Annotated in this window: 19 protein-coding genes; 10 read left to right on the forward strand and 9 right to left on the reverse strand. The window is 71.3% G+C overall.

Annotated elements, in window-relative coordinates; genetic code table 11:
- The first annotated feature begins 140 nt into the window (after positions 1-140).
- The 3 genes from KCH87_RS27695 to KCH87_RS27705 are packed head-to-tail and all read left to right on the forward strand — an operon-like array spanning position 141 to position 2,135.
- Positions 141-626 (forward strand): DUF2771 domain-containing protein, encoded by a 486-nt coding sequence (locus KCH87_RS27695; RefSeq protein WP_247196904.1) that lies wholly within the window; start codon positions 141-143, stop codon positions 624-626.
- Entirely contained in the window at positions 596-1,285 is a 690-nt protein-coding gene (locus tag KCH87_RS27700; protein WP_210588984.1) for a futalosine hydrolase, read from the forward strand. Before KCH87_RS27695 ends, KCH87_RS27700 begins: the two co-directional genes overlap by 31 nt.
- Complete coding sequence (locus KCH87_RS27705; RefSeq protein ID WP_210588985.1) at positions 1,275-2,135, forward strand: 1,4-dihydroxy-6-naphthoate synthase; 861 nt, start codon at positions 1,275-1,277, stop codon at positions 2,133-2,135. The genes KCH87_RS27700 and KCH87_RS27705 overlap by 11 nt, the downstream gene beginning before the upstream one ends.
- A 22-nt stretch (positions 2,136-2,157) precedes the next feature.
- On the opposite strand, the gene KCH87_RS50155 is transcribed toward KCH87_RS27705, so the two are convergent.
- Positions 2,158-2,541, reverse strand: coding sequence for a cold-shock protein (locus tag KCH87_RS50155; RefSeq protein WP_067434904.1), 384 nt, complete (start codon positions 2,539-2,541; stop codon positions 2,158-2,160).
- Between the two features lie 174 nt (positions 2,542-2,715).
- Here KCH87_RS50155 and KCH87_RS27715 point away from each other — a divergent pair, with 174 nt between their 5' ends.
- Positions 2,716-2,964 (forward strand): hypothetical protein, encoded by a 249-nt coding sequence (locus tag KCH87_RS27715; RefSeq protein WP_210588986.1) that lies wholly within the window; start codon positions 2,716-2,718, stop codon positions 2,962-2,964.
- Here KCH87_RS27715 and KCH87_RS27720 read toward each other — a convergent pair.
- Together KCH87_RS27720 and KCH87_RS27725 are read right to left on the reverse strand one after the other, a co-directional pair.
- Complete coding sequence (locus KCH87_RS27720) at positions 2,943-3,584, reverse strand: HAD family hydrolase (RefSeq protein ID WP_210588987.1); 642 nt, start codon at positions 3,582-3,584, stop codon at positions 2,943-2,945. The two genes, KCH87_RS27715 and KCH87_RS27720, sit on opposite strands and share 22 nt — an antisense overlap.
- Before the next feature lie 38 nt (positions 3,585-3,622).
- Positions 3,623-4,567: a hypothetical protein gene (locus tag KCH87_RS27725; protein WP_210588988.1), complete on the reverse strand. Its 945-nt coding sequence runs from the start codon at positions 4,565-4,567 to the stop codon at positions 3,623-3,625.
- A gap of 205 nt (positions 4,568-4,772) precedes the next feature.
- On the opposite strand from KCH87_RS27725, the gene KCH87_RS27730 reads away from it, so the two are divergent.
- The 3 genes from KCH87_RS27730 (at position 4,773) to KCH87_RS27735 (ending at position 8,003) form a co-directional block, all read left to right on the forward strand.
- Positions 4,773-7,298 carry a helicase C-terminal domain-containing protein gene (locus tag KCH87_RS27730; RefSeq protein WP_210588989.1) on the forward strand — a complete coding sequence of 842 codons (2,526 nt, stop codon included), beginning with the start codon at positions 4,773-4,775 and terminating at the stop codon, positions 7,296-7,298.
- 243 nt (positions 7,299-7,541) lie between these two features.
- The gene (locus KCH87_RS50160) at positions 7,542-7,670 is read left to right on the forward strand and encodes a hypothetical protein (protein ID WP_282613000.1); all 129 of its coding nucleotides are present in this window, start codon (positions 7,542-7,544) and stop codon (positions 7,668-7,670) included.
- Positions 7,671-7,769: 99 nt separating this feature from the next.
- Positions 7,770-8,003, forward strand: a complete 234-nt coding sequence (locus tag KCH87_RS27735) for a hypothetical protein (RefSeq protein ID WP_210589038.1) — start codon at positions 7,770-7,772, stop codon at positions 8,001-8,003.
- Here the strand turns inward: KCH87_RS27735 and istB are convergent.
- The 3 genes from istB to KCH87_RS27750 all read right to left on the reverse strand — a co-directional run bounded on the left by istB (position 7,972) and on the right by KCH87_RS27750 (position 11,186).
- Positions 7,972-9,183: an IS21-like element helper ATPase IstB gene (gene istB, locus KCH87_RS27740; RefSeq protein ID WP_210588990.1), complete on the reverse strand. Its 1,212-nt coding sequence runs from the start codon at positions 9,181-9,183 to the stop codon at positions 7,972-7,974. The two genes, KCH87_RS27735 and istB, sit on opposite strands and share 32 nt — an antisense overlap.
- A 120-nt stretch (positions 9,184-9,303) precedes the next feature.
- The gene (locus KCH87_RS27745; RefSeq protein WP_210588991.1) at positions 9,304-9,981 is read right to left on the reverse strand and encodes a response regulator transcription factor; all 678 of its coding nucleotides are present in this window, start codon (positions 9,979-9,981) and stop codon (positions 9,304-9,306) included.
- Positions 9,978-11,186, reverse strand: coding sequence for a sensor histidine kinase (locus KCH87_RS27750; RefSeq protein WP_210588992.1), 1,209 nt, complete (start codon positions 11,184-11,186; stop codon positions 9,978-9,980). Before KCH87_RS27750 ends, KCH87_RS27745 begins: the two co-directional genes overlap by 4 nt.
- Positions 11,187-11,469: 283 nt before the next feature.
- Here KCH87_RS27750 and KCH87_RS27755 point away from each other — a divergent pair, with 283 nt between their 5' ends.
- Entirely contained in the window at positions 11,470-13,614 is a 2,145-nt protein-coding gene (locus tag KCH87_RS27755; RefSeq protein ID WP_210588993.1) for an MMPL family transporter, read from the forward strand.
- A gap of 89 nt (positions 13,615-13,703) precedes the next feature.
- A complete protein-coding gene (locus tag KCH87_RS27760; RefSeq protein ID WP_374199042.1) occupies positions 13,704-15,347 on the forward strand; it encodes a DNA repair helicase XPB in 1,644 nt (547 codons plus the stop codon).
- Positions 15,348-15,362: 15 nt separating this feature from the next.
- Here KCH87_RS27760 and KCH87_RS27765 read toward each other — a convergent pair whose 3' ends face one another.
- On the reverse strand, positions 15,363-15,548 hold the full coding sequence (locus tag KCH87_RS27765; protein WP_210588995.1) for a hypothetical protein: 186 nt from the start codon (positions 15,546-15,548) through the stop codon (positions 15,363-15,365).
- Between the two features lie 236 nt (positions 15,549-15,784).
- Between KCH87_RS27765 and KCH87_RS27770 the strand changes: the two genes are divergently transcribed.
- Positions 15,785-17,824, forward strand: coding sequence for a UvrD-helicase domain-containing protein (locus KCH87_RS27770; protein ID WP_210588996.1), 2,040 nt, complete (start codon positions 15,785-15,787; stop codon positions 17,822-17,824).
- 105 nt (positions 17,825-17,929) lie between these two features.
- Here KCH87_RS27770 and KCH87_RS27775 read toward each other — a convergent pair whose 3' ends face one another.
- A complete protein-coding gene (locus KCH87_RS27775) occupies positions 17,930-18,622 on the reverse strand; it encodes a copper homeostasis protein CutC (RefSeq protein ID WP_210588997.1) in 693 nt (230 codons plus the stop codon).
- A 70-nt stretch (positions 18,623-18,692) separates the two neighbouring features.
- Complete coding sequence (locus tag KCH87_RS27780) at positions 18,693-19,358, reverse strand: maleylpyruvate isomerase family mycothiol-dependent enzyme (RefSeq protein WP_210588998.1); 666 nt, start codon at positions 19,356-19,358, stop codon at positions 18,693-18,695.
- Between the last annotated feature and the right edge of the window lie 23 nt (positions 19,359-19,381).

Consider the following 19,381-nt stretch of genomic DNA (forward strand, 5'->3'; position numbering starts at 1 on the left):
CAAAGCGCCCGAAGGGGCGCGGGGAACTGCGCGACCAGCCCCCACCGGCCCGCGGGTAAGTCACCGCCTATCCCGCGGAGCGCACGGCACGCCGTACCCCGCATGGCAGGCGGACAGCGCGTGCCCGATAGCCTTCGCCCATGACCATGCAATCCGCTGTGCGACGCCGCCGCGCGCTCGCCGCCGCCGGCGCCGTATCCGCCGGACTGCTCGTCCTGTCGGCCTGCGACAAGCCGACGCCGCTGTCCACGATCACCGTCGGAAGGGCCTCGGTCAGCGAGGAGGCCACCTGTGGCGGTGAGGGCGAGGCTCTGAAGTCGGCGGAGCTGACGCAGTGCCTGAAGGACACCGACATCAAGTCCATCACCGTGGACCCGGACGAAACCGTCCGCTTCGGTGTCGACCCCGAGGTCGCCGACAAGCGCTGGACGATCCTGATGAACGGTCAGCCGCTCACCGAGGACACCGACAAGACGTACCGCACGATCCCGGGCAGCGTGTTTTTCAACACCCAGTACGGCGCCCAGGGGGACTCCACCCTCGTCTCCATCAAGGCGGCCGACGGCAAGAAGGAAAGCCAGACGGTCACCGGCCTGTGGTCCTTCAAGCTGAAGAAGGACGGCTGACCACGCCTGCCGTACGCGTCCTCGTCGCCACCGCCGTCCCCGCCGAACGGGACGCGGTGGCACAGGCGTTCACGGGCGGGTTCCCGGGTGACGTCCTCGCCGTCGGAGTCGGTCCCGCCCGCGCCGCCGCCACCACCGCCACGGCCCTCGCGAGAGCCTCGTACGACCTGGTGATCTCGGCCGGAATCGCCGGCGGTTTCCAGCCGTCCGCCCCCGTCGGCTCCCTCGTCGTCGCCGACGAGATCACCGCCGCCGACCTGGGCGCCGAGACGCCCGACGGATTTCTGCCGGTCACGGAGCTGGGCTTCGGCACCGTCACCCACCGTCCGCCGGAATCACTCGTACGAGACGTCGCGGCGGCCACCGGAGCCCGTGCCGGCGCGGTACTCACCGTCTCCACGGTGACCGGCACCGCCGCCCGTGCCGCCGCGCTCCTCGACCGTCATCCGACCGCCCTCGCCGAGGCGATGGAGGGCTTCGGCGTCGCCGAGGCGGCCGCCGCGCACGGCGTTCCCGTGCTGGAGATCCGCGCCGTCTCCAACCCCGTCGGCCCGCGCGACCGCGCCGCCTGGCGCATCGGCGACGCCCTCGCGGCCCTCACCGAGGGTTTCGGGAAGCTCGCGCCCGTACTGGAGAGTTGGAACAGGCATGACCGCTGACCCGCTGCATGACCCGCTGCAGATCGCGTACTCCCCCTGCCCGAACGACACCTTCGTCTTCGACGCCCTCGCCCACGGCCGCGTGCCGGGCGCCCCCGCGCTCGATGTGACGTTCGCGGACATCGACATCACCAACGGCATGGCCGAGCGCGGCGAGTTCGACGTGCTGAAGGTGTCGTACGCCGTGCTGCCGTACGTCCTCGACCAGTACACGCTGCTGCCGTGCGGGGGTGCGCTGGGCCGGGGTTGCGGCCCGCTCGTCCTCACCCGCGAGCCGGACGTGGACCTCACCGGCCGTACGGTCGCCGTGCCGAGCGAGCGGTCGACGGCGTATCTGCTGTTCCGCCTCTGGGCCGCGGACACGGTCGACGGGGGCGTCGGCGAGATCGTGGTCATGCCGTTCCACGAGATCATGCCCGCCGTACGGGACGGGAAGGTGGACGCGGGACTCGTCATCCACGAGGCGCGCTTCACGTACCAGAACTACGGCCTGCACAAGCTCGCGGACATGGGCGAGCACTGGGAGAACACCACCGGGCTGCCGATCCCGCTGGGCGCGATCATCGCCAAGCGCTCACTCGGCGCCGACACCCTGACACTGCTCGCCGAGTCCATCCGTACGTCCGTGAAGGCCGCCTGGGACGACCCCGAGGTCTCCCGCCCGTACGTCATGGAACACGCCCAGGAGATGGACCCGTCCGTCGCCGACCAGCACATCGGCCTGTACGTCAACGAGTTCACCCACGACCTCGGCGTGGACGGCTATGCGGCGGTCAGGGGCCTGCTCACACGCGCAGCGGCCGAGGGGCTGTTGCCGCCCCTCGGCCCGGATGCACTGGATTTCCCCTAGAAATCCAAAGGATCCACAGGATCTATACGTCGAGCTGGTCGGCCACCGCCCGCAGCAGACCGGCGATCTTCCCGCCGGCGGCCTTGTCGGGGTAACGGCCCCTCTCGAGCATCGGCGTGATGTTCTCGAGAAGAGTCGTCAAATCCTGGACGATAGAGGCCAACTCGTCCGGCTTCTTGCGAGTGGCGGCGGCGACGGAAGGGGTCGGGTCGAGGATCGTGACCGAAAGCGCCTGGTCACCGCGCTGCCCGGCGACGACCCCGAACTCAACTCGCTGCCCCGGCTTGAGCGTCTCGACTCCGGCGGGGAGGACCGAGGAATGGACGAAGACGTCGCCGCCGTCGTCACGGGAGAGAAAGCCGAAGCCCTTCTCGCTGTTGAACCACTTGACCTTGCCGGTAGGCACGTCTGTCCTCGTCCTCGTACTCGTCGGAAAACTGCTTCGGAAACGGCTCAGGAACTGCTCTTGATAGCACTGGGGCGGGTCGTGTGGACCCGCCGGTACCAAGGCTAATGGTCTTCCCCCCGGTGACAAGACGTCACCCGGTTGTTCCTTCGCGCAGGGAACTACCCTGGTCCGGTGCCTGACAAAACCCAAACGAATTCCGCCGCGCCCGGTGACCGACTGATCCGTGCCGGAGCCATCGTCTTCTTCATCGGTGCCGTGGCCACACTCGTCACCGTGGCCCCGCTTCTTCTCGATACGACGCCATTTCCGACGTACATGTTCGGATTGAGCATGCTCATGGGCGTCGGGTTCCTGGTGGCCGGTGCCGGGGTCCTGCAATCAGTCGCGGCCGGCCGCCGTCAGGCGCGCGCCGGACGGTAGTCGGCGAGCCAGGCCGGGAAGTGGGTGAGGTCCGGCAGGACCACATCCGCTCCGGCCGCGCGCAGTTCGTCGGCGTCGCACGGCCCGGTCGCCACTCCCACGGACAGGGCTTCGGCGGTACGGGCTCCGCGCACGTCGCCGATGTGGTCGCCGACGTACACCCCCGCCCCGTGCTCGCGCAGCGCCTCCGCCTTCTGCTCGGCCCACAGGTCGCCGATCACCGCGTCGGCGTCGATACCGAGGTGCTCCAGGTGCAGCTTGGCGTTGGGCTCGTACTTGGCGGTGACCACGATCGCCCGACCGCCGGCCGCGCGCACCGCGGCGATCGCCTCACGGGCGCCGGGCAGGGCGGGTGTGGCGGCGATGGCGATCGTCGGGTACATAGAGCGGTACAGATCCCCCATCTCCTCGATCCGCTCCGCCGGGAACCAGTTGATCAACTCCTCCGCGAGCGGCGGACCGAGCCGCGTGATCGCCAGGTCGGCGTCGATGAACGTCCCCGTCCGCTCGGCGAGCGCCTCGTAGCAGGCGTGGATGCCGGGGCGGGAGTCGATGAGCGTCATGTCGAGGTCGAAGCCGACGGTGAGGGAAGGGAGGGCGGCAGAGGTCATATGGGCCATTGTGCCCAGGCGGGAGGGCGATCAAGACGCCCGGTCCCCTACCGCTGCCGCTGGGACCTCCACAGCAGGAACAGGGCTGACGCGACGGCGGCGCCCCGGATCACCCATGGCCAGGTCTCGGAGACGGCGTCGTTCATGTGCGCCTCCGCGATAGGGTCGCCCCACCGCCCCTCGTTGCGTCCCCACAGCCAGACGATCCCGGCGGCGAGCGCCGCGCCCGGCAGCCCGATGACGGCCCACTTCCGCTCCGCCTGGGTCAGCCGCCGGGAGGCGTAGGCGATGAGCCAGCCGAAGAGGAGCACGAGCAGATTCCCCAGGACGGCACCGGTGACGAGGAGGGCGGCGCCGATCAAGAGGAGGGGGTTGCTCCAGTTCCCGGGGCGTGGCAGGCGGAGACGGCGCCTGGAAGTGGCCTCTTCGGCCTCCTCCACAGCGACGGGCTCGTCCTCGACGGCCTCCTTCTTCCTCTCCGCCTTCTCGATCTCCTTCGGCGGCGGAGGCTTCAGCAGCTCCGGGATCTCCACCCCGCCGACGAATCCCGGAACCTCGTCCCCGACCCCGAACGGGCTGCTGTCCACCCGCCACCAGTCGGGCCGCGTCGCACTGCCCCCCAGCTCGTCCGCACCGGCGAGGTGCGGCGGGGCGGGCACATCGGAAGGGCCGCTGTCCTCGGCGGGCCGAGGCCGGGGCACGACACGACGCAACCCCTTCCGCTGTACGGGCACGGAGGCCTCCGGCGCCTCGATCGCACCGCCGCTGCCGTCGGCCGCCGCGACGACCTCGTCCGGGCTGCCCAGCCGGGCGAGGATACGGCGAACGGCGGCAGGACTGTCGACCGGCGCCTTCGACCTGCGCCGGTCGATCTCGTTCCGCAACTCCGACACCAGCCGCATCCGCGCAGCCGACGGCAACTGCTGCTGCTGAGCCACGTCCCCGACGCGGCTCAGATACTCGTAGACGACCTGGTCGCTCTCGATCCCCACGAAGTCCCCTCCGGGGCGGATGCGTTGGATAACCCCGTGGTGACAGACGTTACCTTCAAGCCGGGGGTATTCGTGCCCCGTAGGGGCGCGGGGAACTGCGCGACCAGCCACGACGGACCCGCAGACGACCGACGGCCCACAACGGCACCCCGCGAAGCGCTTCGCGGCAAGGAGGCCGACGTACGAACCCGGTACCGTGAGGCGGATGAGCACCGTGGACAAGCCGGCCGCCCCGCGTTCTCTCGCGGAAGCGCTCCGCGGGCAGGACGACGCCGCCCTGGCCGCGCTTCTGCGCAGCCGCCCCGACCTCATCACCCCCGTCCCGACGGACCTCACGCAGCTCGCGACCCGGGCCGGCACCCGGGCCTCGGTCGTGCGTGCCCTGGAGCGGCTGGACCGTTTCGCGCTACAGACGGCGGAGGCGCTCGCGGTCGCCGCGGACCCGGCACCGTACAAGGAACTCCTCGGTCTCATGACCGGCGACGAGGGGGACCGGACCGTCGCCGAGGCTCTTCCGCACGCCCTCGCCACCCTCCGCGAACAGGCCCTGGCCTGGGGCCCCGACAACCGGCTCCGCCTGGTCCGCACGGCCCGTGAGCTGCTGTCGCCGTCCCCGCAGCACCCGTCCCCGACGGGCCTGGGCCCGACCGTCCAGGAGGCGACGGCGGGCATGTCGCCGGGCCGTATCCAGGAGATCGTCACGACGGCCGGGCTGACGTCCACGCACGACGCGGTCTCAGCGGTCACGGCGCTCACCACCCTGTTCAAGGACCGCAAGCGGATGACGGCCCTGCTCGCCGACGCCCCCGAGGAGTCCCTGGAGGTCCTGCGCCGCCTGGTCTGGGGCCCGCCGTACGGGCAGGTCACCGCCGACCCCGCGCCCCGGCTGCGGTGGCTCCTCGACCGCGGGCTGCTGCTGCCGACGGCGCCCGGAACCGTCGTACTCCCCCGCGAGGTGGCCCTGCGCCTGCGCGACGGCCGCGCCCACCGTGTCACCGAGCCGCTGCCGCCCCTCATCGAGCCGTCCGGCACGCACCGTCCACAGGTTGTGGACGGGACGGCGGCCGGGCAGGCGTACACGGCGCTGGCGACCGTCGAGGAGCTGCTGAAGGACTGGGACGAGGGCGGGCCGACGGTGCTGCGGGCGGGGGGTCTGAGCGTCCGGGATCTGAAGCGGACGGCCGTCGCCCTCGACGTGACGGAACCGGTCGCCGCGTTCTGGGTGGAACTGGCGTACGCGGCGGGCCTGATCGCGGCGGACGGCGAGGCGGAGGAGCGGTACGCGGCGACCCCGGCGTACGACGAGTGGCTGGAGCAGCCCGCCGGCCGGCGCTGGGCGCAGCTCGCCCAGGCGTGGCTGGCGGCGACCCGCACGGCGGGCCTGGTCGGCGGCCGGGACGCCAAGGACCGCACGCTGTCCGCCCTCGGCCCGGGCCTGGACCGCTCCGCCGCGCCGGAGGTACGGCACCGGGTGCTGGACCTGCTCGCCGAACTGCCGGAAGGCGCCGCGCCGTCCGCCGAGTCGGTGCTGGCCCGGCTGCGCTGGGAGCGCCCGCTGCGCGCACCGCAGATCGACGACGACCTGCGTACCCGGCTCGCCCGGTGGACGGTTGCGGAGGCGGAGCAGCTCGGCATCACCGGCCGCGGCGCGCTGTCCGCGCACGGGCGTGCGCTGATCGGGGCGCCCGTCGCGAAGCCGGCCGCGGACGAGCCCTCGGGTCCCGGCGACAAGCTCCCCGTCCACCACAAGCACCTGAGGGCCCCGGCCCGCGAACCCCTCACCTCCGCCGAACAGGCCGTGGCCGCCGCCACCGCCGCCCGTCTCCTCGCCCCGCTCCTCCCGGAGCCTCTGGACCACGTCCTCCTCCAGGCCGACCTGACGGCGGTCGCCCCCGGCCCGCTCGAGCGCCCGCTCGCCGACATGCTCGGTGTCCTCGCCGACGTGGAGTCCAAGGGCGGGGCGACGGTCTACCGGTTCACGCCGGGTTCCGTACGCCGTGCGCTGGACGCCGGCCGCAGCGCCTCCGACCTGCACGGCTTCCTCACCGCGCACTCGCGTACGCCGGTTCCGCAACCGCTGGCGTATCTGATCGACGACGTGGCCCGCAGACACGGCCACCTCCGCATCGGTGCCGCGTCGGCGTACGTCCGCTGCGACGACGACGCCATGCTGAACGAGATCCTCGCCGACAAGCGCGCCGCCGCCCTGCATCTGCGTCGCCTCGCCCCGACCGTGCTGGCCGCCCAGGCCGACCCGGCGACGCTGCTGGAGGGCCTGCGTGCGATGGGGTTCGCGCCGGCCGCCGAGTCCGCCGAGGGCGACGTCCTGATCGCCCGCGCCCACGCCCACCGCACCCCTCCGCGCACGGCCCCCGAGCCGGTGCCGGACGGCCCTCCGGCACCTGACGCGACGCTCCTGACGGCCGCGATCCGCGCGATCCGGGCGGGCGACCTGGCCTCCACGACCCCCCGCAAGCAGACCCCCGTGGCCAACGGCTCGCTCCCCCGCACCGGCTCGGCCGAGACCCTCGCCACCATGCAGGCCGCCGTCCTCACCGGCGAGGCCCTGTGGATCGGCTACGTGAACGCCGAGGGCTCCGCCAGCCAGCGCGTCATCGCCCCGATCCGCGTCGAGGGCGGCTTCGTGACGGCGTACGACCACACCGCGGACGAGGTCCGCACCTACCCGCTGCACCGGATCACCGGCGTCTCGGAACTGGCCGACGACTAAAGCGCCCCGAAGGGGCGCGGGGAACTGCGCGACCAGCCACGACGGACCCGCAGACGATCAACGGCCTATCGCGGCAACCGCGGAGCACGTCGCTCGGACGGGTGTACGCCCACATTCATGCACGCCACGCCGGGCACTTCCCACCCATGAGGGAACCCGCAGGTCATCCCGCATTCCGGGGTGGGGCGGCGGGCAGTCACCGGGTGTCCTGATCAAGGTGCAGTTGAAAGGAAATCCCCGCCCATGCGTGCTGCCCGTCGTGTCGCCGCCGTCCTGACCGCCACCGCCGTGATGATCGGCGCCTTCGCCACCCAGGCCGCGGCCATCGGCATCGACGTCGCCGGACTGGTTCTCGAGACGCCGCCCATCTGACCCGTACCCGCGCACTCTCCGGGCCGGTCCCGGTGTCCCCGGGGCCGGCCCGCCCCGCTCGATCCCCCGTACGTGCTGTGAAAGGTCCCTGACGTCCCCATGTCTTCCAAGCTTCCCACCCGCACCCGTTCCACCGCCGTCGTCGTCTCCGCCGCCGCGCTGGTCTCCGTGGCCGCGCTCCTCGCCGCACTGGCGCCCGAGGCCTCGGCGGCCCCCGCGCTGCCGCTGCCGCTCCCGGTCGCCGGGGCCGCCGGCGAGCCCCTCGTCAACGTCGACGGACACGTCTTCGCGCAGCCGCTGGTCAACAACCTCGGCCTGCCCAGTCTGAAGTAGCCCGGCGCATCCGGTAGCTGTCCCCTTCCAGCCGCACGATCTCGGCGTGGTGGGCCAGCCGGTCCACCATCGCCGGGGCGGCCGGGCCGCCGAACACCTCGTCCCACCTCTCGAGCGGGCGGTCGCAGGTCACGATCAGCGACCCCCGCTCGTAGCGGTGCGCGACCAGCTGGAAGAAGAGCCGGGAGGTGTCCGCGTCGAAGGGGACGTACCCGACCTCGTCGACGATCAGCAGCGGACAGGCGTCGAGGCCGGCGAGTTCCTCGGTGAGCCGGCCCGCGGTCTGTGCCCCGGCCAGCCGGGCGGCCCATCCGGCGGCCGTGTCGAACAGCACCCGGTGTCCGGCCTCGCACGCGCGCACGCCGAGCGCGAGGGCCAGATGCGTCTTGCCGGTGCCGGGCGGCCCGACGAACACCACGTTGCCGCGGTCGCCGACGAAGTCCAGCTTGCCGAGCCGCGCCACCGCCTCCCGGTCGAAGGACCGGGGGTGTTCGGCGTCGAACTCCTCCAGCAGCTTCCGGGCCGGGAACCGTGCGGCCCGGATCCGCTCCTCGGCCCCCGTCTCCTCGGCGGGCGGCCCCGCCTGGGCCGGAATCGGCGCGATGGGCGGCGGGGCGGCCTTGTGTTCGTGAGGCCGGTGCCGGTCACGCTCGGCATGCGCTGCCATCGGCCCCGACATGTACGCCAGGATCGCCGCCGAGGCGATGAACGCCATATGGATCGTCGTCCCCCACAGCAGCGAGTGCCGCGCGGTGTGGTGCACATCCACGAACATCTGGAGCAGATGGACGGAGGAGATGCCCACGATGGCGGTGGCGAGCTTGACCTTCAGCACGTTGGAGTTGACGTGCGAGAGCCATTCCGGCTGGTCGCGGTGGCCCTGGAGGCCGATGCGCGACACGAAGGTCTCGTAGCCGCCGACGATCACCATGATCAGCAGATTGGCGATCATGACGACGTCGACCAGTTTCAGCACGGCGAGCATGACGTAGGTTTCGTTCGCCTGCCCGGTGACGCACCGCAGGATTAAGGTCCACAACTCGTTGAAGAACTTGTAGACATAGACCCCCTGGGCGGCCACCAGGCCGAAGTACAGCGGGGCCTGAAGCCAGCGAGTGGCGAACAGGGCGTACCCCAGAGTGGTGGGGGGCGTGGACGGATCACGGGTGAGGAGCTGCACGGTCGGCCATTCTTCGCATTCACCGCCGTACAGGTGAAACCACACCACTCACAGGAATGAATAGACATCCTGTACGACGGGACACCGTCCCTCAGTTGGTTGACCGCCAGGACCGGTGTTTCAGTGGCCGATGTCGTGGTCACCCGCTTCGACCAGGCCGCTCTCGTAGGCGAAGATCACGATCTGGACGCGGTCGCGCAGCCCCAGTTTGGTGAGGACGCTCGACACATGTGACTTGACGGTGGCGGCACCGATGACGAACTGCCCGGCGATTTCCGCGTTGCTCGCGCCCCGGGCGACGGCGGTCATGATCTCGCGTTCGCGGCCGGTGAGCCGTTCCAGCCGGGCCGCGACGGAGGAGTTGACGACACGGCGCTGCGCGAACCGGTCGATGAAGCGCCGGGTGATCGACGGGGCCAGCAGCGTCCCGCCCTCGGCCACGGTGCGTACGGCGGTGGCCAGTTGTTCGGGGGGAATGTCCTTGAGCACGAAGGCACTGGCGCCGGCGCGCAGCGCCTTGTAGACGTACTCGTCCGGGTCGAACGTGGTCAGGATCAGCACCCGGGGACCCCAGTCGGCCTCCTGAAGGATCCGGGAGGTCGCTTCGAGGCCGTCCATCTCGGGCATGCGGATGTCCATGAGGATCACGTCCGGACGGTGCAGACGTGCCGCCTCGACCGCCTCGACGCCGGTGCCCGCCTCGGCGACCACCTCGATGTCGCGGTGGACCCGGAGAATCATGGTGAAGCCCCGCCGTACCAGCGCCTGGTCGTCCGCCACGACGACGCGGATGCTCACGCGGGCTCTCCCTTGACGGGCAGCCGGGCGGTGAGCCGGAATCCGCCGCCGGAACGCGGCCGGGCGTCGAGGCTTCCGCCGAGCAGGTTCGCCCTTTCCCGCATGCCGACGATGCCATGGCCGGGCGGCCCCTTGGGTGCGGCCGGCGCGGCCTGGACGGCGGCGCCGGGGCCGTCGTCGAGCACCTCGATCGTGATGCCGTCGCTCTCGTCACGCAGATGCACCTGGGTGTGGGTGCGCGGTCCACTGTGTTTGAGCACGTTGGTCAGGGCCTCCTGGACTATGCGGTACGCCGAGAGGTCCACGCGAGCCGGGAGAGGGTCCCGGATGCCGTTGGTGACCGAGACGTCCAGACCCGCCTCGCGGACCTCGGCCACGAGGCGGGGCAACTCGGCCAGACCCGGCTGAGGCCCCAGCTCGTCGCTCTCCGCGTCCGGCCGCAACACTCCCAGCAGGTGCCGCAGTTCGTCCAGCGCCTGGCGTCCCGCCTCCTCCACCGCCGCCATCGCCTCCAGGGCACCCTGCGGATCCTCGGCGGCCACCATCCGGGCCGCACCGGCCTGCACCGTCATCATGCTCACCCGGTGGGCGACCACGTCGTGCAGTTCACGGGCGATATGGCTGCGCTCCTCGGTGACGATCCGCCGCGCCTCGGCGGCCTGCTCCTTCAGGAGCCGGGAGGCACGCCCGGCGCGAAGCCGTAGGCGCCGGCCGAGGTACCAGGCCCCGGACATGACGAAGGCGCCGAAGCCGATGTCCCCCCAGGGGACGGAGAGAAGGATGCCGTCGATCGTGAGCGCGGCGATGGCCGCGACGACACCGAGCGGGCCCCACCGGTTGTCGTCGGCGTGCCGCCCGACGCTGTACAGGGCGACGATCACCATCCCGCCCAGGGTGGAGTGGCTGCTTCCCAGCGTCGCGGCCCACGCGAGGAGCGTCACGCACAGCACGGCGACCGGCCTGCTCCGACGCCGGTAGATCGCCGCGGCGGCCACCAGGAAGAGCAGGAGGGCGGGATGGACGATGCCCGAGACCGGGCGGACGACCATCGTGTCCCCCGGACCGTCCTCCAGGACCATCGTCGGCAGGAACAGCGCCATGGCGAGGACGGCGTCCGCGGCCCGCGGCCAGCGGGTGAACGGGCCGCGGAACCTGCCCGGCGCGTTGCGGCCCGGGGGCTCGGTGTGCCCGGCCGTGCGATTCATGGTCGCTCCATCAAGGCGTCCGGAGCCCTGGCGCAGATCATCGGGACGCACCGGGCAAGTCATCGTAATTCCAGCTCGGAGGCCCCGTCACCCGTCTGACGACGGATCCGGTCTCCGCTCCCGGGCGGAGACGCCGCCCTGTTCTCCCCGTCGCGCGCAGGAGCCCCGAACCCTCCAGGCGGCGGGAGACGGCACGGACGCCCGCGACCACGCTGGGAGCGTTCCATCCAGGCCCGCGGCATCCCGGGGTCTGCCGGACCTCCCGTCTCACAGGAGCCCCGCCATGAACCGACTCACGCGCCGGATCGGCGACGCGAGCGCTCGCCGACCGTGGGTGACCATCGCCGCCTGGCTGGCCGGCCTGGCCCTCGTACTGCCCCTGGCCGGGTTGGCGGGCGGCTCCTTCGTCGACGACCTCGTCGCTCCCGGCAGCCAGAGCGAGGAGGCGATGGAACTGCTCGAAGAGCGTTTCCCCGAAGCGTCCGGCGGCGGTGCCATGGCGGTCTTCGCCGCTTCGGAGGGGGAGCGGATCGAGCGCCACCGGCCCGCCGTCGAGGCGGCGGTCGACCGGATCGCCGAAGCGGAGCACGTCGCCACCGTCACCGATCCCTTCACCGCCGGCACGGTCTCGCCGGACGGACGGATCGGCTTCGCCCAAGTCACCTTCGACATACCGGCCATGGACGTGCATCCCGAGCAGATCGACGCCTTGGCCGATGCGATCGAACCCGTACGCGGCGACGGTGTCACGGCCGAACTCGGCGGCGACACCGTCTTCATCAACGCCGAGACGCCGACCTCGGGCGCGGAGGCGGCGGGCCTGCTGACCGCCGTGGTCATCCTGGTGGTCGCGTTCGGCACGATCGTGGCCGCGCTGGTACCGATCGCGCTCGCCCTGGTCGCCGTGGCCGCCGGGCTCGGCAGCATCGCGCTGCTGGCCCATGCCACGGACGTCTCCACCGCCGCCCCCACCATCGGGGCGATGATCGGCCTGGGCATCGGCATCGACTACGCCCTGTTCATCGTGGCCCGCTGCCGCGAGAACCGGGCCGCCGGACAGGACAACCGCACCGCGCTGTCGAACGCCATGGCGTCGTCGGGCGCGGCCGTCCTGTTCGCCGGCAGCACCGTCGTCGTGGCGATGACCGCGCTCGCGCTGACCGGCCTGGGCTTTCTGACCTCGATCGGCCTGAGCACCTCGCTGATCGTGCTGTTCGCCGCGGCGACCGCTCTGACGCTGCTGCCCGCGCTGCTGACCCTGCTGGGCGACCGTATCCACAAGGAGGGGCGGTTCCGGCGGAACCGGAGTTCCGGCCGGCCCGAGGACACGGCATGGTGGCGGTTCGCCCACCGCGTCGCCGGACGCCCCTGGCGCCACCTGCTCGCCGCGTCCGCGGTGCTGCTCGTCCTGGCCGCGCCCGCGCTGCGCATGGAGACCGGCTTCCCGGACGCGGGCGACGACGCGACCACCACCACCCACCGCCGCGCCTACGACCTGCTGGCGGAGGGCTTCGGCCCCGGCTTCAACGCCCCCCTGCTGATCGTCGCCGATCTGCGCAGCCCCGGCGTGGCCGCCGAGGGCATCCCCGAGCTGTCCCGGCGCCTCGCCGCCGAGCCGGGCATCGCGTCGGTCGGCGAGCCCCAGGTCTCCGCGGCGGGGGACACCGTGGTCCTGCCCGTACTCCCCACCACCGCCCCCGCGGACGTCGCGACCTCCGACACCCTCGAACGCGTCCGCGACGCCGTCCCCGACAACGTCGCCGTATCGGGCCTCACCGCCATGACCGACGACCTCACCCGCCAACTCGCCGACACCCTGCCGCTGTTCATCGGCGCGATCATCCTGGTGTCGTTCCTGCTGCTGATGCTGGTGTTCCGCTCCGTCGTGATACCGCTGAAGGCCGCCTTGATGAACCTGCTGTCCATCGGAGGCGCGTACGGCGTCGTCGTGGCCGTCTTCCAGTGGGGCTGGCTGGGGGGCCTGTTCCACCTCGAAGAGACCCTGCCGATCGCCTCCCCCATGCCGACGATCTTCTTCGCGGTCCTCTTCGGCCTGTCCATGGACTACGAGGTGTTCCTGCTCTCGCGGGTGCGTGAGGAGTACGACGCCACGGGTGACACCAAGGAGTCGGTGGCACGCGGCATGGCGGTCACGGGCCGCGTCATCACCTCCGCCGCGCTGATCATGACGGTCGTCTTCCTCAGCTTCGTCGCCAACCCCTCGCCGCTCGTCAAGATGATGGGCCTGGGTCTGGCGACGGCCATCGTGCTCGACGCCACGATCGTCCGCATGGTGCTGGTGCCCGCGGTCATGGCGCTGCTGGGCCGCGCCAACTGGTGGCTGCCCCGTCCCCTCGACCGGCGACTGCCGCGCATCGGCACGGAGGCCGCCGACGTCCCGGTCCCTGTGTCACCGTCCGTCCACTGAGCGTTCCGCCCCTGATGTGATCACCGCCGTATGCGGCACACTGGGTGTTTGGCCGTGACCTCTGGCCGCCTTACGGAAGGATGCCGCGCGTGAACGGTCCCCTCATCGTCCAGTCCGACAAGACGCTGCTCCTGGAAGTCGATCACGAGCAGGCCGACGACTGCCGTCGGGCCATCGCGCCGTTCGCCGAGCTGGAGCGGGCACCGGAGCACATCCACACCTACCGGGTGACGCCGCTCGGGCTGTGGAACGCGCGGGCGGCCGGACATGACGCCGAGCAGGTCGTCGACGCGCTGGTGCAGTACAGCCGCTACCCGGTGCCGCATGCCCTGCTGGTCGACGTCGCCGAGACGATGGACCGGTACGGGCGGCTGACGCTCTCCAAGCACCCGACGCACGGACTGGTCCTGACGACCACCGACCGCCCGGTCCTGGAGGAGATCCTGCGCTCCAAGCGGGTCGCTCCGCTCGTCGGCGCCCGGATCGACGCGGACACCGTCGCGGTGCATCCCTCCGAGCGCGGACAGATCAAGCAGACGCTGCTGAAGCTGGGCTGGCCGGCCGAGGACCTCGCCGGATACGTCGACGGCGAGGCGCACCCGATCGAGCTGCACGAGGACGGCTGGGCGCTCCGGCCGTACCAGAAGCAGGCCGTGGAGAACTTCTGGCACGGCGGCAGCGGTGTCGTCGTACTGCCCTGCGGTGCCGGTAAGACGCTGGTCGGGGCCGGGTCCATGGCCCAGGCGAAGTCCACGACCCTGATCCTCGTCACCAACACCGTCTCGGCCCGCCAGTGGAAGCACGAGCTGGTGAAGCGGACCTCGCTGACCGAGGACGAGATCGGCGAGTACAGCGGTACGAAGAAGGAGATCCGGCCGGTCACCATCGCGACGTACCAGGTGCTGACGACCAAGCGGAAGGGCGTCTATCCGCACCTGGAGCTGTTCGACTCCCGTGACTGGGGGCTGATCCTCTACGACGAGGTGCATCTGCTGCCCGCGCCGGTCTTCAAGTTCACGGCGGATCTTCAGGCGCGGCGCCGGCTCGGCCTGACGGCGACGCTGGTCCGGGAGGACGGCCGTGAGTCGGACGTCTTCTCCCTCATCGGGCCGAAGCGTTTCGACGCTCCCTGGAAGGAGATCGAGGCGCAGGGCTATATCGCGCCGGCCGACTGCGTCGAGGTCCGGGTCAATCTCACCGACGCCGAGCGGCTGGCGTACGCCACCGCGGAGCAGGAGGAGAAGTACCGCTTCTGCGCGACGACCGACACCAAGCGCAAGGTCACGGAGGCGCTGGTACGGCGTTTCGCCGGGCAGCAGACCCTGGTCATCGGCCAGTACATCGACCAACTCGACGAACTGGGCGAGCACTTGAACGCCCCCGTCATCAAGGGCGAGACCTCCAACGCCCAGCGCGAGAAGCTCTTCGGCGCCTTCAGGGAGGGCGAGATCAGCGTCCTGGTCGTCTCGAAGGTCGCGAACTTCTCCATCGACCTGCCGGAGGCGACGGTCGCCATCCAGGTGTCGGGGACCTTCGGGTCGCGTCAGGAGGAGGCGCAGCGGCTGGGGCGGGTGCTCAGGCCCAAGGCCGACGGACACCAGGCCCACTTCTACTCGGTGGTGGCACGGGACACGATCGACCAGGACTTCGCCGCGCATCGGCAGCGGTTCCTGGCGGAGCAGGGGTACGCGTACCGGATCGTGGACGCGGACGAGTTGCTGGCGGACAGCTGACGGCCGGCGAGGGGCTCAGTGCCTGCGGCGGACGCCGGCTTCCTCGCCGTACTCGCCGAGGATGACGACGTCGAGGGCGGCGCCCGCGAAGACCTTGACGGCACGCAGGGCCTCGCCGAGGCGGTGACGGTGCTGGGCGGAAGTCATTGCGGTCGCGCCTGAGGCGCGGCCGGGGGCTGGGGTGAAGGTTGCTGCGCTCATGTATCCATGGTCGCTCTCCCCGTATAAGGAGGGCATCGGTCTGTGGGGCGAACCGGTGCCGTCCGTTCGTACGCCTCCGGGGCTAGCCATGCCCCTTAGGGCGGAGAGCGAGTTCCCCTAGGGGATGACGCGCGGCACAGAAACGCGACGGCTCACGGCAGCGAAAAACCGTTGGCGTCCATCTCTCGCGGCGACCTAGAATCTCCGCTCTTGTCTGGATCCAACGGAGGCACCCCTTGTCCACGCCGTCGTCCGCCGATCCCCTTTCACGAGAGCGCTCCCATCTCGCCTCCTCCCGTGGCGCCCTGCGCGCGATGCGCGAGGACGTCGAGTCCCTCGACATCAACGACGTCACCGCGAACTGGGTCAACGCCGAGGCGCTCGCCCACCAGATCGACGAGCGCATCAAGGCCCTCGCCGACCTCAGCGACACCCCGCTGTTCTTCGGCCGGCTCGACTACCTGCACGCACCGGGTGCGGACCGGGCGGAGGGCGCTGAAGGCGAGCGCTTCTACATCGGGCGGCGGCATGTGCACGACCACGACGGCGACCCCATGGTCATCGACTGGCGTGCCCCGGTGTCCCAGCCCTTCTACCGGGCCTCGAAGAAGGACCCGATGGACATCGCGCTGCGCCGCCGCTTCGGCTACACGGGCGGCGACCTCACCGCGTACGAGGACGAGCACCTCTCCAATCCGGCCGAGGCGGCCCGCACCAGCAAGCTGCTCCAGCAGGAGATCGAGCGCCCGCGCGTCGGCCCGATGCGTGACATCGTGGCGACGATCCAGCCGGAGCAGGACGAGATCGTACGCAGCGGTCTTGGCGGGACCGTGTGCGTACAGGGCGGGCCTGGCACCGGAAAGACGGCCGTCGGCCTGCACCGGGTGGCCTACCTCCTGTACGCCCACCGCGAGCGGCTCGCCCGCACCGGCACACTCGTCATTGGGCCGAACAAGTCCTTCCTGCACTACATCGAGCAAGTGCTGCCCGCTCTGGGGGAGTTGGCGGTCCGCCAGGCGACGGTCGATGACCTTGTGGCACACGTCGACGTGCGGGGCACCGACGACTCGGCGGCCGCGGTGATCAAGGGCGACGCGCGGATGGCGGGCGTACTGCGGCGCGCCGTCCGCTCCCATGTGACCATGCCCACCGAGCAGGTCGTCGTCGTGCGCGGCTCGCGTCGCTGGCGGGTCCCGGCGTACGAACTGGAGGGCATCGTCCAGGAGTTGCTCGACCGCGACATCCGCTACGGCGCCGCCCGCGAGGCCCTCCCGCAGCGCATCGCGCACGCGGTCCTGGTGCAGATGGAACGCTCCGGGGAGGCCCCGGACGACCGTGTGCAGGACGCCGTCGCCCGTAACTCCGCGGTCAAGGCGGCGGTGAAGGGGATGTGGCCGCCGGTCGACCCGGCGAAACTGGTGCTGCGGCTGCTGACGGACGCGGACTTCCTCGCCGTGCACGCGGAGGGAGTCCTCACCGAGGACGAGCAGAAGACGATTCAGTGGTCGAAGCCGGTGCGGTCGGTCAAGGCCGCCAAGTGGTCCGCCGCGGACGCCGTGTTGATCGACGAGGCGACGGATCTCGTGCAGCGCACGCACTCACTCGGGCATGTGGTGCTGGACGAGGCGCAGGACCTCTCCCCCATGCAGTACCGGGCGGTCGGCCGCCGCTGCACCACCGGTTCGGCGACGGTCCTCGGCGATCTGGCGCAGGGTACGACGCCCTGGGCGACGCGGAGTTGGGACGAGGCGCTGGCCCATCTGGGGAAGACGGACGCGGTGGTCGAGGAGCTGACGGCGGGTTTCCGCGTCCCCACGGACGTCATCACGTACGCGTCCCGGCTGCTGCCGCACATCGCGCCGGGGCTGACGCCGGTGGCGTCGGTTCGGGAGAATCCGGGGTTCTTCGATGTCCGTTCGGTCTCCGGGGCGGGTGAAGTGGTGGCGGCGTGCGAGGAGTTGCTGCGTAATGAGGGGTCTACGGGGTTGATCGCGGCGGACGCGCGGATCCCGGCGCTGGCCGAGGCGCTGGCTGCGGCCGGGATCACGTATCTCGCCCCCGGCGAGGAGACGACGGCCGAGACCCGGCTGACGCTGGTCCCGGCGTCGCTCGCGAAGGGGCTGGAGTACGACTACGTGGTGCTGGACGAGCCGCAGGCGGTGGTGGACGGGGAGCCGGATGAGCGGACTGGTCTGCGACGGCTGTACGTGGGTCTGACCCGGGCGGTCTCGGGGTTGATCGTGACGCATGCGGCCGCGTTGCCGTCTCAGTTGTGACTGCCTCTTGAGGTTGCGGGGCGGGTGCGGGTGAGTGGGGGCTGGTCGCGCCCACGCGGCGGAGCCGCATATTGATACAGCCCCGCGCCCCTAAGGGCGATCCGGTCAGCGTTCGTCCAGTACTTGGCGCCACTCTCGTACTGCCTCCGCCGAGACCGGGTGCTCCCAGCCATCCGGTCGCGCGGCCCCGCCGATGTGGAAGGCATCGATCCCGGCGGCCCGCAGGGTCGGCACATGATCGAGGCGTAGGCCTCCACCCACCAGGATCTGCTGCTCGTAACCCGGCTCCCCGCGTCGCCCCGCCTCACGGAGCAGCGTGGGGAGACCGTCGTCCACCCCGTCCGCCGATCCGGCCGTCAGGTAGGTGTCGAGTCCGGACAGACCGTCGAGTTGCTTGCGCAGGGCGTCGCGGTCGGCGGCGCGGTCGATCGCCCGGTGGAAGGTCCACCGGCAGCCGTCGAGCTCCGCGACGATCCGCTCGACAGCCGTGAGGTCCACTCCACCATCCGCGTCCAGGAACCCCAGCACGAACTGGTCCGCCCCCGCCGCCCGCAGCTCCCGGGCGGCACCCACCAGCCGCTCGACATCGCCCGCGGCGAACCCGTCCTCCAGCCGCAGCATCACGCGCAGGTCGATGTCGACCGCGGAACGGATCCCGGCGAAGGTCGTGGCGGACGGTGCGAGGCCGTCCGCCGCCATGTCGGTGACCAGTTCGAGGCGGTTCGCGCCTCCGGCCTGGGCGGCGACCGCGTCCTCGGCGTCGAGGGCGATCACCTCCAGGACTGCACGCTTGCTCATGGGACCCCATTCGTCGGGCGGCTACAGGTCTAGTCCAATCCAAGACTACGCCCGCTGCCCGCGCCGCCGCTCACCCGAAGATGTTGAGTTCGCCCTCCTTCACCCCCGCCAGCTCGTACGCGACACCCGAGGCCGGACGGCCCGAGTACAGCCGTACGAGGGTCGGCGCGTCGCCGATGAACCGCGCCGGCGTCCGCACCCCGGACACATCACCCAGCCGCACCGGCTCGTCGACGTCGTCGAGGTCGGCGTGCAGCGGGACGTGCCCCCGGTCGCGGGTCACCCGGACCAGCAGCTCCAGCGCATACGGCAGGCCCGCATCGGCATACGCCCCCGGCTCCCCCCACACCTCCCGAACGTCCCCGGCGTGCACCCACTCCCCCAGCGCGATCGCGTCCAGCACCCCGCCCGCAGCGGCGATCACCGGCCCGGCCTCGGTCATCCCGCGTTCCAGCTCGTCGACGACCTGCGCGTTCGTCCAGTCGGCGCGCTCGGCGATGTCCCGGTCGTTGGCCTCGGGCGAGAAGACCCCCTTCTCGTACCGGCTCTCCACCACCCGCAGCAGCGCGGCCGAGCAGTGCGCCAGCACATCCCGCACACTCCACCCGGGACACGCGGGGACCGGCAGCGCGTAGTCCGGGTCAGGCCGCCCGCGCAGCAGCGGAACCAGCGTGTCCCGCTCGATGGTCAGCAGCCGTCCGGGCAGTTCCGGGTCACGTACGTCAGCAGAAGTCATGCCCCACACGCTAGGGCGCGTGG

The organism is Streptomyces sp. GESEQ-35 (assembly GCF_017948485.1).
Lineage (GTDB): Bacteria > Actinomycetota > Actinomycetes > Streptomycetales > Streptomycetaceae > Streptomyces.